Genomic DNA, 16,488 nt, shown 5'->3' on the forward strand with positions numbered 1-16,488 from the left:
TTACCGATGCTATCGGCCTGTCGCCACCACATTTCCCCCGCTCCCCGCAGCGCTCGGAACAGGTGGTTGCTCAGCGAATCGCCGCGACGTACTGCTCGATCTCCAGCGCCGACGCGCGGTAGCCGGCGTAGGGGCCCTGGACCGTGCTGACGCCGAGCTCGCGCAGCCGGTCGGCCTGCAACTCGGTGCGCACCCCGGTGGCGAGCACCGGCAGCCCCAGCAGCCGCGCGCCCCCTACAGCGGCGACGACCAGGTGCTGGTCCAGCGGGTCCGGGTCGCCCGGGTCGGCCAGGCCAGCCACGTGCGGCCCGTCGATGCGCACCCCGGCCAGCGGCAGACCGCGCAGCCGGCCCAACAGCGCGCCGCCGTCGCCGAACTCGTTGACCACCAGCTTGATCCCCATGTCGGCGAAGATCTCCAGGGTGTCGACCGGGTCGCCCTGGTGGTCGAACAGGGCGGACCCCGGCAGCCCCAGCGCCAGCGCGCCCGGTGGCAGCCCGGTGCGCCGCAAGATGCCTTGCACGTCGGCGACGAGCTCGGGGTCGCGGCAGTGCCGCTGCGACAGGTTCACCGTCGGGACCGGGGCCGCCGGACCGAGCTGCCGCAACCAGCGCGCCGCATGCTCGCAGACCTGCTCCAGCGCCCAGCTGCCGAGCCGGACGATCAGCCCGGTCTCCTCCGCCAGCCCCAGGAACCGCTCCTCGCCCAGCTCGCCGAACTCCTGGTGGTCCCAGCGCACGGCGGCGATGGCGCCCGCGAGCGAGCCGGTGGCCAGGTCCTCGATCGGCTCGTACTCGACGAACAGCTCGTTCTGGTCCAGGGCCGCAGGCAGTGCCGCCGAGAGCTTGAACCGGTCGCGCGCCGCCGCGTTGCGTTCGGGGTCGAACAGCACCCACTGCGCGCGGCCGTCGCTCTTGGCCCGGTAGAGGGTGATGTCGGCGTCCCGCAGCAGCGCCTCGGCGTCGGTGCCGGCCACCTCGCGCTCCACGACGCCGACGCTGGCCGAAGCGCTGAGCTCGTGCGCGCCGATCAGCACCGGCCGCGTGATCTCCCGCAACAGGCGTTCCACCAGGTCGATCACCGGGCCTGCGCCGCTCGAGTCGGGAACCAGCACCAGGAACTCGTCGCCACCCATCCGCGCCGCGACCGCGCCCACTTCCGCGGCCGTCGCCTCCAGGCGTTGCGCGACCTGCCGCAACAACCGGTCGCCGATCGGATGACCGAGGCTGTCGTTGACCGCCTTGAACCCGTCGAGGTCGAAGAAACACAGCCCCACCCGGCGGCCCGGGTGCGTCGGCTCCAGCGCGGTGTCCAGGCTGGATCCCAGCTTGGTGCGGTTGGCCAGGCCGGTCAGCGGATCCCGGACGGCCTGCTGGCGGAAGTGCTCCTGGAGCATGTGCCGGTCGGTGATGTCCTCGTAGAGCAGCACCAGGTAGTCCGGTTCGCCGCGGGCGTCGCGGACCAGCGACGCGGACAGCTGGGTCCACACGTGCGCGCCATCGGGAACGGTGAAGCGGACGTCCAGGAAGCTCCGGTCCGCGACGCCGGCCGCCAGCTCGGCGATGGTGCCGGTCAGCTGCGCCTGCCACGTCTCGTCGGCGAGCTCGAACACGGTGCCGCCGACGAGCTGGGCCTCCGGGCGCCGGAAGATCCGCGCCAGCGCCCCGTTGGTCTCCTCCACCACCCCGTCCAGCGTGACGACCGCGATGCCCAGCGCCGAGGAGGTGAAGACCGCCCGCGAGCGCGCCTCGCTCGCCCGCAGCGCCTCCTCCGCCGCGTCCCGGGCGTCCGACACGGCGCGCTGGATCACTTCCTGTTCGCGCAGTGTCTGCTCCCGCAGCGCCCCGGCGAACCCGGCGGCCAGCTCGCTGAGCGCCTCGATCAGCCTGACCGGGTCGATCTCCCGGATCCTCGGCAGCTCCGTGGCGAGGATCCGCAGCGTGCGGGCCAGCGCCGCCGAGTTGGTGAGGTGCACCCCGACGAGCCGCTCGCCGATACCGCGCGCGGCACCGACCGGTCCGCCATCGAGGACCAGCAGCAGCTCGTCGACGCATTCGGCCAGGAAGGCCTCGACGTCGGGGCGGCCCATCGGGACGTAGCTGGTGTGGATGACCTCAGAGGTCCACTGCCTCACCACGTCCTCCGGTCCTAGCTCCCCGCTGTCGGCGGCCGATCCGCCCGTTCCTGGCATGCGCGTCACACCTTGCGGGCCACGGCCCCATAGACGATCGACCGCTCCGGCTTCTCCCAGACGTCCTCCGGGGTGTCGGGGCGCCAATCGGGCACGTAGACCACGCCCGGATCGACGATCTCGAAGTCGGACACCAGCTCGGCGACCTCGTCGCGGGTACGCAGCGTGACCGGGTTGGTGCTGCTCTTGTACAGGTCGACCAGGCCCTGGACGCCTTCCGGGTAATGGTCGCCGGTGACGTGGGAGAAGCCGAGGTAGCTGCCAGCCGGGAGTCGGTCGTGGTAGCTCCGGATCACCTCGCGGGGCTTGCTGCTGTCCGGGACGAAGTGCACCAGCGCGACCATCATGACCGCGACGGGCTGGGAGAAGTCGAGCATCCGCCGGGTCGCCGGGGCGTCCAGGACGGCATCGACGTTGACCAGGTCGGCTTGCACGATCGTGGCGTTCTCGTTGCCGTTGAGGATCGAGCGGCTGTGCGCCACGGCGACCGGCTCGTTGTCGACGTAGACCACGCGGGCCGCGGGGTCGACGGCCTGCGCGGTCTCGTGCACATTGCCCGCGGTGGGGATCCCGGAGCCGATGTCCAGGAACTGCCGCACGCCCTGGTCTAGGCAGTACCGAACCGCGCGGCGCAGGAAGGCCCGGTTGTTCCGGGCCACCTCCTGCACGTTCGGCACGACCTCCATGACCTTGCGGCCGAGTTCGCGGTCGACGGCGAAGTTGTGGGCCCCGCCGAGGTAGAAGTCGTAGCATCGGGCGGCGCTGGGGTTCTCCAGGTCGACGCCCTCAGGTATCCAGTCCGGCCGCTGCTCCATGCGCGTGACCTCCAGCGCTCGGTCTTCCGGCACCCCGGACCGCGGCTCCGACCAGAACCGTCTCGAACTGTCGAACGTCACCGCGCTCGGGAGCGTTGATCAAGCGGCGATCCTACTGTCACCCACCGCTTCGAGTCACCCACTCAGCGTCGCCCCCAGCTGCATGCGGATCGGATATGAGCATTGTCACCGTCCGCATCGCGGGATCCCGGGTAAGGGATACCTAAGCTGGTGGGGTCTTGGTGGACGCCCACCACGCCCAGTCGTCATGGGCCAGTCAGCGAGCGCCGCCATCCGGCCGATATCCGTTCGGGCCGGTGCGGGGCGTAGGAGGAGATGGAATGACTCGCCCTCTGCGGGTTGCGATCGTCGGGGCCGGTCCGGCCGGCGTGTACGCCGCCGACATCCTGACCAAGTCCGAGACCCCGGTCGAGATCGACCTGCTGGACCGGATGCCGGCCCCCTACGGCCTGATCCGCTACGGCGTGGCTCCCGACCACCCGCGCATCAAGGGCATCGTCAGCGCGCTGCACCGGGTGCTGGAGAAGCCGGAGATCAGGTTCCTCGGGCATGTGGACTACGGCGTGGACGTCAAGCTGGACGACCTTCGCCACCACTACGACGCGGTCATCTTCGCCACCGGCGCGGACCAGGACCGGGCGCTGGACATCCCCGGCATCGACCTGCCGCACAGCTTCGGCGCGGCCGACTTCGTCTACTGGTACGACGGCTACCCGGAGGCCCCGCGCGACTGGACGCTGGACGGCGAGGAGGTCGCGGTGATCGGCGCCGGCAACGTCGCGCTGGACGTGGCCCGGGTGCTGGCCAAGCAGGCCGACGACCTGGTGAGCACCGAGATCCCGGACAACGTGCACGCGGGCCTGAAGGACTCCCGCGTCACCGACGTGCACCTGTTCGCCCGGCGCGGCCCGGCGCAGGCCAAGTTCACCCCCCTGGAACTGCGCGAGCTCGACCACCAGGCGGACGTGGAGGTCATCGTGCACCCGGAGGGCTTCGAGCTCGACGCGGCCAGCGAGGAGGCGATCCGCACCAACAACCAGGTCAAGACGATCGTCAAGACGCTGCAGGACTGGGCGCTGCGGGATCCGAAGCACGACACCGCGCGGCGGCTGCACCTGCACTTCCTGCGCTCGCCGGTCGAGGTGCTGGGCACCGACCGGGTCGAGGGCTTCAAGGTCGAGGTCATGGAGCTCAGCGGCGACGGCAACGTGCGCGGCACCGGCGAGTACGAGACCTACCCGGTGCAGCAGGTCTACCGCGCGGTCGGGTACCTGAGCTCGCCGCTGGCGGACATCCCGTTCGACCACCAGACGGGCACCGTGACCAACGAGGGCGGCCGGGTGCTGGACCTCGACGGCGAGCACATCCCGGGCGTCTACACCACCGGCTGGATCAAGCGCGGCCCGGTGGGCCTGATCGGCCACACCAAGGGCGACGCGCTGGAGACGATCAACAACCTGCTAGCGGACCTGGCGACGATACCGAAGGCCGAGGAGCCGTCGGGCGAGAGCATCCTGCGGCTGCTGGAAGATCGCGGCGTCGAGTACACGACGTGGGAGGGCTGGGCCCGCCTGGACGCGCACGAGAAGGCGCTGGGCGAAGCCCAGGGCCGCGAGCGCATCAAGGTCGTCCCACGCGACGAGATGGTCCGAATCTCCCGCTCCGAGTGAACTTCTCCGGTGAGGGCACCTTCGGCCGAGCAAGCGGGTCGCGCAAGCCGGTCGAAGGTGCCCTCTGTATCGGGGCCTGTCGGGATCTGGGCGAATGTCCGCAAATTTGCTCTGAACAGCACGAATAGTGCTGAGGAGTACCGACGTGTTTGGACGGTTTTCGACCTCAGACGGCCTGGACACGGCCTGTTCCACCGTGAATCGAAGTCGTTCGCCATGTCCCCTACAGTGCGCAGCACACGCGACGCCATTCGTGATCTGATCTCAGTCTGAGCAACACGGGACGGAAGGGCCGAAATTGCCGCGCATCGGAATCACTGGACACTCAAACCTCAGCGCCGCGTGCGTCCCGCTCGTTCGCAAGGCGCTGGAATCCGAGCTTTCTGCCTACCGGGAGCAGGAACTCGTCGGCGTGAGTTGCCTTGCTCGGGGCGCCGATCAGCTCTTCGCTCACGTGGTGTTGAGCCTCGGAGGGTCGCTGGAGGCCGTACTGCCAGCCGCCGATTACCGCGAGCGGAAGGTCAAGCCGGACAATGCCGCCGAGTTCGACGAGCTGATCAGCAAGGCGGCAAAGGTTCACACGATGCCGTTTGCCGAATCGAATCGCGACGCCTACATGGGCGCCAGTGAACACATCCTCGGCTCTGTCGACGCGATGTTCGCGGTGTGGGACGGCCAACCAGCGGACGGGCGCGGCGGAACCGGCGACGTCGTACAGACAGCGCGTGAGCTCGGGATGCCCATCACTGTTGTGTGGCCGGATGGCGCCGAACGCGAGTAGAACGATGCGCCCCACCTTTTCGCGAAGAGACGGGGCGCCTCGCTGATGCGCCTCCGCTGGCCACGCGAGTTCCTTGTCCCTTCCCGCCGGAGGCAACGCGATGCCACCGTCTTGCTCGGGGTGGGTTGCGCCGAAGAGCCGAGGCGATTGCCGAGACACGGGCGGCTTCCACCGCACAGGGCCTGACAAGATCCACAAATCGTAAAACCGCTGGTCAGAGCGAATACGCTCCCAGATGGTGCCTTCACTTTCACTCATCCACGAATCGAGCCGGCAGCCGCCAGAGGCGTACGGCGTGGTCGTTCCAGCCCGCGGTAGCGAGCACGTCGCCGTGCCGGTTGAACGACAGGTCGTTGATCGTCCCGACGTGCCCGTAGAGCGGTTCCTGGGACTGGGTTTTCACGTCCCACAGCAGGGGCCGGTTCGCCCAGGACTCGTTGGCGTACCCGACCGAGGCCAGCAGCCCGTCGGACCGGAACGCCACGCGGTAGACGTGCAGCGGGTGGCCCTTCAGCGGCGGGTCGAGCGGCCGCCTGCGGCTGACATCCCACAACCACACCCGCGCGTCCCAGCACGCGGTCGCGAGCAGCGCCCCGTCGCCCGGGCTGAACGCCACGTCGTTGACGAATGCGGGATGCACCAGCGAATCGCCCACCTGGCGCTGGCTCGACGCGTCCCACAGCCGCGCGGTGCCGTCGTTGCCCGCAGTCGCGATGGTGTTGTCGTCCCTGGGGTGGAATGCGACGCCGTACACCGCTGCCCCGCCGTGACCAATGAGCGACCCGATCCGGCGCTGACCAGCCACATCCCACAGGTGCACCACGCTGTCGCGGCCGGAGGTCGCAAGCACCGTGCCGCGCCGGTCGAAGGCCAGGCCGTCAACCCATTCGCCGTGCCCGGCCGGGAGCGGCGCACCGATCGGCTGCCTGGTCCGCACGTCCCACAGCAGCACCTTCGAAACCGTCTCGCGCGAACCGATCGCCAGGATGCGGCCGTCCGGGCTGAACGCCGTGCTCCGGACCGACGCACCGGTGTCGAACCGGGCGACCTCCTGCCAGTTCCTGGTTTCCCACATCCGAAGCGTCCGGTCGTTGTACCCGGCGACGAGCACGTCCTCCGTCGGGCTGAACGCCAAGGTCTCGACCCGATCCGGCCCGGGAAGGCTTTCCGGAACCGTCGAGCACGCGGTCAGCTCGTAGGTTCCCCAGGCTCCCAACCCGAGGACGCCCGCGCCGATGGCGGCCTTGAGCATTTTCCGGCGGGGCAACCCGGTCCGCGCGGGCACCGGGTCCGACCACGGCGGCGCGGTCGGGTCCACGGCCCGGTTTCGGGTGAGCGCGAGGTTTCCAGCGCTGTCCGTGCTGCGCATCGTCGGGGTCGGCCTGCCCTGCTCGCGCATCGCGTGCTCCAGCAGGCCGAAGATGCGGTCCAGGGGCAGCATCTCGGGGCCGTCCGGAATTCCGCTCCCCAGCAGGCGGATCAGCTCACCGGTGAACGCGGTGTACTTCGCCGCCTTCGGCGCCAGCGACACCATGCCGCTCTGCGACGAGGCCAGGGTGACGGTGCCGCGGACGGTCGTCGCGGCCGCCACCGCCGACCCGACGGGTGTCATGAAGTCGCCCACCGCCCGGCCGCTGAAGCAGCAGTCCAGGATGAGGATCCGGTTCGACGCCATGCTGTTCTGCATGGCCATGCGCACGTGGTCGAAGTCCAGCGCGTTGATCCACGGCTTGTCCGTCGTGCTCCCGGGCAGCCCCAGGTACAGCTTGTCGGCCTCGGGCCCGACGAGGCCGTGACCGGCGAAGTAGACCAGCAGCGTGTTCGTGGCCGCCCGCGCCGCCTCGTCCAGCGGATCGTAGGCGGCCGAAGGGTTCTCGGGGTTCTCGACGATCGTGCAGTGCTCGGAGGCGAACCCGCCGGTGCGCGCGTCGGTGAGCACATCGTTCAGTGCGAGCAGATTTCGTTGCACGGCAGGCAGGTTCGGCAGTTCCTTGTAACTGCTCGTGCCGATCAGGACGACTCGTGAGCTCGCCGGTTCAGGAAGCCTCGTCGGCATCGTCGGACACCTCCGCGGACTCCAGCAGCTCCCCCAACTTCTCCAGCAGCGCCTCGGGATCCGCCACCCGGCTCGCGTCGACCTTGAGACGGCGGCCGTCGGGCGCGGTCACGGTCGCGCTCACGTCGGCGCGGCGGTGCGTCAACCAGACCTTCAGCACCCCGGCCAGCGCCGGGACCACCGTCGCGGCGGGCAGCGCGATCCACAGCTCGACGCCTGCCCCCATCGCGCCGTCGGCGGGTTGGTCCTGCGCCAGCGACACGCGCCCGCGCAGCTCGGCGCGCAGCAGCCGGAACAGCTGCTCGAAATCGCCGGGATCACCGTCGACCGAAACCTTGGCCCACACACCAGCCCCCTTTCGCAGTCGCGCACGGTAACGACGCGGGAGCCTATCGTGAGATCAACTCCCGCATCGCCCACCCGGAAACATCCGCACACGCCGTTTTCGAAAGCCGTCCGCCCGAGGCCCCGGACAGCGGATATCGCCGGTTTTAGACGAGTTCCACATCGCTCGGGCAACGGCCGACCCGCCTGCGCGCCTTCGCAAAATCCACGTTCTCAGCACCGGTACGTGATTTCGAACGTCGTCCGACCTGTCGGTTGGTAGGAGTACTACGGTGAGGGGGCAAGCACTCGTACCGCGCAAAGGATGGGCACGTTGACCGCGACCCGGATTCCGGACACCACCCAAGCCGAACTCGACACCGTCCTGCAGCGGGCCGCCGACGCCGCCGAGGCCTTCGGCGCGCAGCCGCCCGCCGCCCGCGCCCGCCAGCTCGTCGCCGCCGCCGACGCGCTCGACGCCGCCAGCAGCGAGCTGGTGCCGCTGGCGATGGCCGAGTCCAACCTGTCCGAGGGGCGGGTTGAGCTCAAGCGCACCACCTTCCAGCTGCGGGTGTTCGCCGAGGTCCTCGACGACGGCAGCTACCTGCAGGCCACTCTGGACCGCGCGGACGCCGCATTCCCGCTGGGCGCCAAGCCGGACCTGCGCCGGATCCTGCAGCCGATCGGCCCGGTGCTGGTGTTCGCGGCGAGCAACTTCCCGTTCGCGTTCTCCGTCGCCGGCGGCGACACCGCCTCGGCGCTCGCGGCGGGTTGCCCGGTGGTGCTCAAGGGCCACCCCGGACACCCGCGGCTCTCGGTGCGCACGGGCGAGATCATCGTGCAGTCGCTGGCCGAATCCGGTGCCCCGCACGGGGCTTTCCAGGTCGTGCTGGGCTTCGAGGTCGGCACCGCTGCGCTGCAGGACCCGCGGATCAAGGCGGCGGCGTTCACCGGCTCGGTCCCGGCGGGTCGCGCGCTGTTCGACATCGCCAACTCGCGACCCACGCCGATCCCGTTCTTCGGCGAGCTCGGCAGCCTGAACCCGGTCTTCGTCACGCCCAGCGCGGTACACGCCCGCGGCGAGGAGATCGCCAAGGGCTACGTGACGTCGTACTCGGGCAACGCCGGGCAGCTGTGCACCAAGCCGGGGCTGCTGTTCCTGCCTGCTGACCACGGCCTGGACGAGTTGCTCGCGGCGGAGTCGAAGGCCGTCGCGGCGCACAAGCTGCTCAACGAGCGCCTGCACGAGGGCTACCGCGGGCGGCGTGCCGCCGTCACGGAGGTGGCGGGCGTGCGGGTGCTGGCGGAAGGCAGCGTCGACGACGGCGCGGTGCCGACGCTGCTGGCCACCGACGTCGACACACTGCTGGCGAACCGCCAGGAGCTGTTGGAGGAAGTCTTCGGGCCGCTGTCCATTGTGGTCACCTACTCATCCGGGGACGAAGCCCGGCGCGCGGCCGAGGCGTTCGAAGGCAACCTCACCGCGACGCTGCACGCCGAATCCGACGACACGGAGTTTGCGGCAACCCTGGTGAGCCGCTTGCGCGAGCGCGCGGGCCGAGTGCTGTTCAACGGCTGGCCCACAGGTGTCGCGGTGTCCCCGGCGATGCAGCACGGCGGCCCGTACCCGGCGGCGACGGACGCCCGCTTCACGTCGGTGGGCACGGCGTCGATCGACCGCTTCCTGCGCCCGGTGACCTACCAGAACGTCCCGCAGGACCTCCTCCCGGAGGCGCTGCGCGACGAAAACCCCTGGGGAATCCCGCAAACCATCCACGAACCCAAGTAACCGGTCGCGCAGAACGGGCACGTCACCTCGAGTGGGCGGGGTGCCGATTTCGCGCGAAATCTGCTAGTGTCCTGCGCTGGAAGTTCGTTGGTTAGTTTGATATGGTCCGTGAATGGCGGATTCTGATGTCGAGTTCGTTTTGAGTGATGACGAGCGTGATCAGCTCCCGCTGATCTGGGTGTGACCGCGATGACCGTGGGTAAGTGGCGTAAGCGGTTTGCCGAGGCGAGGCTGGATGGGTTGGTCGACCGGCAACGGCCGGGGCGCCACAAGGCTGATCTGGTGCTCACCGATGAGGAGCGAGAGCAGCTGACGCGGTGGTCACGGCGAGCAAAGTCGTCCCAGGCGTTGGCGTTGCGGTCGCGGATCGTGCTGGCCTGCGCCCAGCCAGGCGTGACGAACAAACAGGTCGCAGCCGATCTGCGCATCGCTGCGAACACGGTGAACAAGTGGCGCCGACGGTTCGTGGCCAAGCGCCTGGAAGGACTGGTGGACGAGTCGCGGCCAGGGCGCCCGCCGTCGATCCTGCTGGATAAGGTGGAGGAGGTGATCACGGCGACATTGGAAGAGACGCCGAAGAACGCCACGCATTGGTCCCGGGCGTCGATGGCCGCCCGCAGCGAACTGTCGAAGTCCACCATCGGGCGCATCTGGCGAAAGTTCGAACTCAAACCGCACCTCGCCGACGGGTTCAAGCTGTCCAGAGACCCGTTGTTCGTGGAGAAGGTCGTCGATGTTGTTGGCCTGTACCACAACCCGCCGGAGAAGGCGGTGGTGTTGTGCGTGGATGAGAAATCCGGGATGCAAGCCCTGGACCGATCGCAACCGGTGTTGCCGATGATGCCCGGCATGCCCGAACGACGCAGTCATGACTACATCCGGCACGGGGTGAGTAGCCTGTTCGCCGCGTTCAACATCGCCGACGGCACCGTGATCTCCGCGATCCACCGCAAGCATCGCGCCGTGGAGTTCAAGAAGTTCCTCACCCGCATCGACAAAGCCGTCCCAGCCGAGCTGGACGTGCACCTGGTCTGCGACAACCTCGCCACCCACAAGACCCCGGCCATCAACGACTGGCTGGCCAAACATCCGCGCTTCAAGCTGCACTTCACCCCCACCGGCTCCTCGTGGATCAACCAGGTGGTGCGACATCGAAGTCGCATGAGTACAGCGGCACGCATCGAAGGAGGTTGGACGTGATGTCGACGGTGTAGTGCCCGGTCCAGTGCGTAAGGACTGTCCCTGCCTTGGCGTGCGTCGCGGGTAACTGCGGGGTGCGAAGCCCAGGGAAATGCCCAAGGGCCGCTGTTCCATCCGGTGGCTACAGGCTGGGGAAGACCGGACGGGTGAATCGCGTGAATCCTCGTTGACGCCTCGTCATGATCACTCCCGCCGATGGGATGTTGTAGTGGGAGATAGGGACTGGTCGCTGGAAAGCGACAGGTGCCGTCCGGACGAACTTGGCCGGGCGGGAGCGCACCACCGTCCCCGGGGTCCAGAGGGCACCCACCCCGGTCGTATCTGTCTCATGTGGAACGTGAAAACCCCGATGGGGTCCAAGCGAACGCTGCTTGGTAGGCCGACTGCGAGGAAGGCTGAATTCCCCAGCGGACGCAGGATGACCCGAGAAGCGAACGTCGGCAGCCGAAAGGCAACAGGAAACCGGGCACTACAAGCTGATTCCTCCATCAGTGTTGTCTGCATAACTGGCCGGATAGGGGCGCATGGCCCTGACCTGAAAGGGTGCTGACGCGGGTCGGGTGAGCCTGCGAAGACTCAGGTGATCGGCAACGCTGGAACCGAAGGGGCAAGTTGGACGCCATGACGAAACTGGAGACGACCATGGTCGCCTCCGGCGGCGGCACGGTGAACGGACCCGAGGACCGACTTCTTGGCTGGGACGTTGTGAGTTGGCGACGGGCCGAGGACGAGGTACGGCGGCTGCGGCAGCGGATCTTCGCGGCTTCACAGGCAGGGGACCTGAAGAGGGTCCGTAATTTGCAGAAGTTGATGCTCCGTTCGCGCAGCAACGCTCTGGTGAGTGTGCGGCGGGTGACGGAGGTCAACGCTGGCCGCAAGACTGCCGGGGTCGACGGCAAGGTCGTGGTGACACCGGAACAGAAGGCCGATCTGGCCGACTGGGTGCAGCACCAGGCCGAGCCGTGGTCACCGCGCCCGGTCAAGCGGGTGTATGTGCCGAAAAGCAACGGGCGCCGCCGCCCGCTCGGAATTCCCGTAATCGCCGACAGATGCCTCCAAGCACTGACGGTCAACGCGCTGGAACCCGAGTGGGAGGCCCGATTCGAACCGAAGTCCTATGGTTTCCGACCGGGTCGTGGTTGTCATGACGCGATCGTGGCAATCCACACGACGGCCAGCCGCACTGACGCGAAGCGTCTGTGGGTGCTAGACGCCGATTTGAAGGCGGCGTTCGACGGACTCAACCATGATCACATCTACCAGTCGCTGGGCACGTTCCCCGCACGAGGGCTGGTCAGGCAATGGATGACGGCCGGTGTGATCGAGGATGGCCGGTTCACCCCGACCGAGGATGGAGTTCCTCAGGGCGGGGTGATCAGCCCGTTGCTACTTAACGTTGCTCTGCACGGCATGGAGGCCGCCGCTGGGGTGCGGTACTACGTCACCGGCACCCGTGCCGGTAAGACGATGTCGAACTCTCCGGCGGTGATCCGCTACGCCGACGATCTCCTCGCTTTGTGTCAATCCCGTGAACAGGCCGAGCAGGTCAAGTCGCGGCTCGCCGAGTGGTTGGCTCCCAGGGGGTTGGTCTTCAACGAGGACAAGACCCGAATCACGCACCTTGAACAAGGCGACGTGAACTTTCTGGGGTTCGCCATTCGCCGTTACCCCAACGGAAAGCTGTTGACCAAGCCGAGTAACGACGCGGTGCGGCGGATCCGGAAGCGGCTGTCGGTCGAGGTGAAGGCCCTACGTGGGGCCAACGCCGACGCGGTGATCGCGAAACTCAACCCGGTCATTGCCGGGTGGGCTGCCTACTACCGGATCGGGGTGTCAAAACGGGTGTTCAATGCGTTGGACGCTCACGTGTGGAGAGTGGTCTATAAGTGGGCCCGCTTCTCCCACTCGAACAAGCCGACCCGCTGGGTGACTGCCCGGTATTTCGGCAAGTTCAACCCCGCCAGGCAGGACACGTGGATTTTCGGAAGCCACCAAACCGGCTTCTACCTGCGCAAGTTCGCCTGGACCACGATTGTCCGGCACCGGATGGTCGCAGGGATGGCGTCTCCGGATGATCCGTCCCTGACCGACTACTGGGCTACACGACGTCGCCGCGGCACACCCCCGTTGGGCGCGACCACGCTCCGGCTTTTACGGATCCAACAGGGTCGATGCCCGCTCTGCCAGGGGTTGTTGCTACACGCCGATCGCGAGCCGCACACCCCACGGGAGTGGGAACAATGGCTCGCGGCCACCCGCAAAGCGATCCGCAAACACGCGGTCACCGCTTGGGGCGTGGGCACGCCGGACGAACGCACCGCAGACCGTCTCATACACGCCCATTGCCAGCACCGGGTCATCAGCAATGGCAGTGGGCACAGCACTTCTGTCCACCTGTGAGCCGTGGTTCGCCTTCCTCACCGACCAACTCCTGCGCCGCGGCGTCCACAAAAGCGTTGTGGCACTGGAAAAAGACGTCCGCGAGTGGATCACAAACTGGAACGCCGACCCCAAACCCTTCGCCTGGACCAAGACCGCAGACGAGATCCTCAACTCCCTGCACAAATATATCTCACGAATTTCTGGCGCAGGACACTAGTAGGGCTTTGTTAGATCGTCATGGTGGTTTTTGGTGGCAGGTGGGGCATCGGCCTGTCCAGGTGGCCAGGAGTACCTGGAGTGTCGCGGTCACCGCTTGGGGCGTGGGCACGCCGGACGAACGCACCGCAGACCGTCTCATACACGCCCATTGCCAGCACCGGGTCATCAGCAATGGCAGTGGGCACAGCACTTCTGTCCACCTGTGAGCCTTCAGGGCTTGCTTGAGCCGGTTGCTCGGAAACGGGCATGGCCGGTTCTAAGGGGGCTCCGGCGCGGCAACGCGCTGGAGCTACCCGACGAGCGGTGGTTCGCCTTCCTCACCGACCAACTCCTGCGCCGCGGCGTCCACAAAAGCGTTGTGGCACTGGAAAAAGACGTCCGCGAGTGGATCACAAACCGAGATCCTCAACTCCCTGCACAAATATATCTCACGAATTTCTGGCGCAGGACACTAGTGAAGGGCACCTTCGACCCGATAGTCCTTCGGTCACGGATGCCCTTCACTCACTTCGCATCACTCACGACGCCTCGACGAGCTCGCCGACGCCGGACCAGCAGACGTGGGTTTCTATCGGCGCCAAGTCCTGCTCGATGAGGTCGTCGAGCCCGTCCTCGTCCGGTTGTCCGTGGTCGCCGACCGGGACGACGGCGGCGAGGTACAGCCCGAAGCGATGATCGCCTCGACGGAGCTTCGCCAGCGCCCAGTCGTGCAGGCATCCCTGCCACACGGCCAGCGATTCGTCCCCGGGCAACGGCTCGACGAGCAGCAACTTGTCCTAGGAGCCGATCGATTCGGGATGAATGACCTGGTACAGGGCAATCGCACAGCGCATGGAGCCTCCCCGGCACTCGTGGCATACCAATACGGTTGGCGACGTATTAGAAACAGACCGTAGCGTAGATCCTACTGAGTAGGTCCTACGATCACGTTCGGGTCATGGTCGCGAGCCATGACCACCTGATGGGATGTACCGGATTCGTGACACGAGAGAGGACGAGCGTGAGCGCTTCCGACCTGTCTTAGGTGCCGACGATCAGTCCCACAGTGGGACGGCGCTGGCTCGCTCAGGAAGTTCGTCGACTTCGCGAAGCTGCCGGGCTGAAGCAAAGCGAGGTCGCCAAACGTCTCCGATGCAACCCTTCGAAGATCGGCCACATGGAGAGCATGCGAAACACGATCAGCGGCCCTGACCTGGAAGTCATGCTCTCGTTCCTCGGCGTACCGCCGGAACGCATCGACTGGTACCTCCACCTCGCCGACGTGGCAATGGAAAAGGGCTGGTGGGACGGTAACCGCGCCATCCCCGACTGGTTCTCCCTCTACATCGGACTCGAATGGGGAGCCAGCGAGATCCACGAGTGGGACCTGGGATACGTGCCAGGTCTGCTTCAGACAAGGTCGTACGCGGCAGCGGTGATTCGCGATGGCCTAACGGCCACTGAGCGCCATTTTGAAGAGCAGACGGAACTTCGTTTGCACCGGCAGACGGCGCTTGATCGAGCGGAATACCCGTTGAAACTCCATGCGATCGTTGACGAGGCCGCTCTGCGACGCCGGGTCGGAAGTACGCAGGTGATGCGCGAGCAACTGGAGTTCCTCGTTACGGTCAGCCGTCACCGGCAGGTCACGTTGCAAGTCATCCCGTTCGAAGCAGGGCCGCATCGGGGCCAGCTGGGGTCATTTCAGTGGCTTGGTTTTCCGAGACCAGACGATCCTGGCGTCGTCTATGTCGAGAATCAGAAGGGCGGCCTGTACCTCGAAGAGTCCCACGAGGTCACCGGGTTCCACCAAGAGTTCGCGCAGCTGGAGCAAAGAGCGCTATCGCCCGCAGAATCTACGAAGTTCCTGACCAAGCTAGTGGAGGACACAGCATGAACACCCATGTCTCCGATGCCTCTGAGTTAGCCAACGTCACCTGGCGTCGGAGCAGCCGGAGCGGCTCAGGTGGCGGAGCGTGCGTCGAGGTCGGCGCTGTCTGGCGCAGGAGCAGCTACAGCGGACCGAACGGCGGAGCATGCGTCGAGGTTGGGGGGCTTGGGGCCTCGATGACCGGGGTTCGGGATTCGAAGGATCCGAGTGGTCCGGCGCTTTTGTTCGGGGCCGATGCTTGGGACGGGTTTCTCAGCGGCGTCAAAGCGGATCGATTCGACCGCTGAACAGCGCCAGGCCATCCTTCACCGGGCTCAGCCTCGGCGGGCGAAGCGGGCGACCGTGACGGATGCGGTCGGGGCGAGGGGCTTCGGAAGGTCGGCGATGCGGGCGCGGAGGTCTTCCGGGTCGGCGTGCCAGGCGCTGGGGCCCATCGCCACCACCGACTCCGCCTCCTCCGGGCTCAGGGACAGGCGGAACTCGCGGGCATCCTGCGAGACCAGATCGAAGTGGTCGGCCAGTTGTTCGGTCAGCCGCTCCTGCTTGCGCTCGTCCACTTGCAGGAGGCCGAGGGCGGACACCAGCTCCACGAGGTGGCCCGAGTTCGGGACGACCACCACCAGCTCGCCGCCGGGACGCAGCACCCGGTGCATCTCGGCGGCGTTGCGCGGCGCGAAGACGTTCAGCACCGCCGACGCCGCGCCGCTGCGCACCGGCAGCACCTGCCACGCATCGGCCACCACTGCTCCCAGGCGCGGGTGCGCCTTCGCCGCGCGGCGGCAGGCGTACTTGGAGACGTCCAGCGCGACCCCGACCCGGTTTGATTCCGCCAGGGCGCGGGCGAGGTAATAGCCCGTGCCGGCGCCGACATCCACGAGGCAGCCATCAAGCGAAGACACCGCCGAGGCCACCGCTTCGGCGATCGGGGCGTAGTGGCCGGCTTCGAGGAACTCCGCGCGCGCCGCGACCATCGCCGCCGTGTCACCGACGACCTTCGTGCCACCGGCCAGCAGGCTCACGTAGCCCTGGCGGGCGACGTCGAACACGTGGTTGGCCGGGCAGCGCAGGCTGTTACCGGCCCGGTCGAGGTCCGCACCGCAGTGCGGACAGGCCAGCACCGCCACCACGTCGTCCAGCAAGCTCGCCTCCACACCGTCGGTACGCGATTCT

Annotated in this window: 13 protein-coding genes and 1 pseudogene; 8 read left to right on the forward strand and 6 right to left on the reverse strand. The window is 67.4% G+C overall.

Annotated features, from left to right (window positions below; genetic code table 11):
• Positions 1–70: 70 nt before the first annotated feature.
• A complete protein-coding gene (locus SSPN_RS0126985) occupies positions 71–2,191 on the reverse strand; it encodes a putative bifunctional diguanylate cyclase/phosphodiesterase (RefSeq protein ID WP_010311158.1) in 2,121 nt (706 codons plus the stop codon).
• Between the two features lie 5 nt (positions 2,192–2,196).
• A complete protein-coding gene (locus SSPN_RS0126990) occupies positions 2,197–3,006 on the reverse strand; it encodes an SAM-dependent methyltransferase (RefSeq protein ID WP_029535753.1) in 810 nt (269 codons plus the stop codon).
• Between the two features lie 341 nt (positions 3,007–3,347).
• Between SSPN_RS0126990 and SSPN_RS0126995 the strand changes: the two genes are divergently transcribed.
• Both SSPN_RS0126995 and SSPN_RS0127000 read left to right on the forward strand, forming a co-directional pair.
• A complete protein-coding gene (locus tag SSPN_RS0126995) occupies positions 3,348–4,697 on the forward strand; it encodes an FAD-dependent oxidoreductase (RefSeq protein WP_010311161.1) in 1,350 nt (449 codons plus the stop codon).
• Between the two features lie 298 nt (positions 4,698–4,995).
• Positions 4,996–5,478 carry a hypothetical protein gene (locus SSPN_RS0127000; protein ID WP_010311163.1) on the forward strand — a complete coding sequence of 161 codons (483 nt, stop codon included), beginning with the start codon at positions 4,996–4,998 and terminating at the stop codon, positions 5,476–5,478.
• A gap of 250 nt (positions 5,479–5,728) precedes the next feature.
• Here the strand turns inward: SSPN_RS0127000 and SSPN_RS49285 are convergent, their stop codons facing one another.
• Positions 5,729–7,534, reverse strand: a complete 1,806-nt coding sequence (locus SSPN_RS49285; protein ID WP_010311165.1) for a WD40 repeat domain-containing protein — start codon at positions 7,532–7,534, stop codon at positions 5,729–5,731.
• Positions 7,515–7,880, reverse strand: coding sequence for an effector-associated constant component EACC1 (locus tag SSPN_RS45975; protein WP_010311167.1), 366 nt, complete (start codon positions 7,878–7,880; stop codon positions 7,515–7,517). The genes SSPN_RS49285 and SSPN_RS45975 overlap by 20 nt, the downstream gene beginning before the upstream one ends.
• A 303-nt stretch (positions 7,881–8,183) precedes the next feature.
• On the opposite strand from SSPN_RS45975, the gene SSPN_RS0127015 reads away from it, so the two are divergent.
• The 4 genes and pseudogenes from SSPN_RS0127015 to SSPN_RS52025 all read left to right on the forward strand — a co-directional run bounded on the left by SSPN_RS0127015 (position 8,184) and on the right by SSPN_RS52025 (position 13,446).
• Complete coding sequence (locus SSPN_RS0127015) at positions 8,184–9,647, forward strand: aldehyde dehydrogenase (NADP(+)) (RefSeq protein ID WP_044574989.1); 1,464 nt, start codon at positions 8,184–8,186, stop codon at positions 9,645–9,647.
• A gap of 189 nt (positions 9,648–9,836) precedes the next feature.
• Positions 9,837–10,817: pseudogene (locus SSPN_RS45980) on the forward strand (IS630 family transposase); the annotation flags it as partial.
• A 651-nt stretch (positions 10,818–11,468) separates the two neighbouring features.
• Positions 11,469–13,247: a group II intron reverse transcriptase/maturase gene (ltrA, locus tag SSPN_RS0127025; RefSeq protein ID WP_010311172.1), complete on the forward strand. Its 1,779-nt coding sequence runs from the start codon at positions 11,469–11,471 to the stop codon at positions 13,245–13,247.
• Positions 13,219–13,446, forward strand: coding sequence for a hypothetical protein (locus tag SSPN_RS52025; protein WP_010311174.1), 228 nt, complete (start codon positions 13,219–13,221; stop codon positions 13,444–13,446). The genes ltrA and SSPN_RS52025 overlap by 29 nt, the downstream gene beginning before the upstream one ends.
• A gap of 520 nt (positions 13,447–13,966) precedes the next feature.
• Here SSPN_RS52025 and SSPN_RS0127030 read toward each other — a convergent pair.
• Positions 13,967–14,218, reverse strand: coding sequence for a hypothetical protein (locus tag SSPN_RS0127030; protein WP_010311177.1), 252 nt, complete (start codon positions 14,216–14,218; stop codon positions 13,967–13,969).
• Positions 14,219–14,472: 254 nt separating this feature from the next.
• Here SSPN_RS0127030 and SSPN_RS0127035 point away from each other — a divergent pair, with 254 nt between their 5' ends.
• The gene (locus SSPN_RS0127035; RefSeq protein ID WP_049887668.1) at positions 14,473–15,324 is read left to right on the forward strand and encodes a helix-turn-helix domain-containing protein; all 852 of its coding nucleotides are present in this window, start codon (positions 14,473–14,475) and stop codon (positions 15,322–15,324) included.
• Positions 15,321–15,605, forward strand: a complete 285-nt coding sequence (locus SSPN_RS52035; protein ID WP_010311179.1) for a DUF397 domain-containing protein — start codon at positions 15,321–15,323, stop codon at positions 15,603–15,605. Before SSPN_RS0127035 ends, SSPN_RS52035 begins: the two co-directional genes overlap by 4 nt.
• A gap of 27 nt (positions 15,606–15,632) precedes the next feature.
• Here SSPN_RS52035 and SSPN_RS0127040 read toward each other — a convergent pair whose 3' ends face one another.
• A complete protein-coding gene (locus SSPN_RS0127040; protein ID WP_010311180.1) occupies positions 15,633–16,457 on the reverse strand; it encodes a putative RNA methyltransferase in 825 nt (274 codons plus the stop codon).
• Between the last annotated feature and the right edge of the window lie 31 nt (positions 16,458–16,488).

Origin of the sequence: Saccharopolyspora spinosa NRRL 18395 (assembly GCF_000194155.1) — a bacterium.
In the GTDB taxonomy this organism is placed as follows: domain Bacteria; phylum Actinomycetota; class Actinomycetes; order Mycobacteriales; family Pseudonocardiaceae; genus Saccharopolyspora; species Saccharopolyspora spinosa.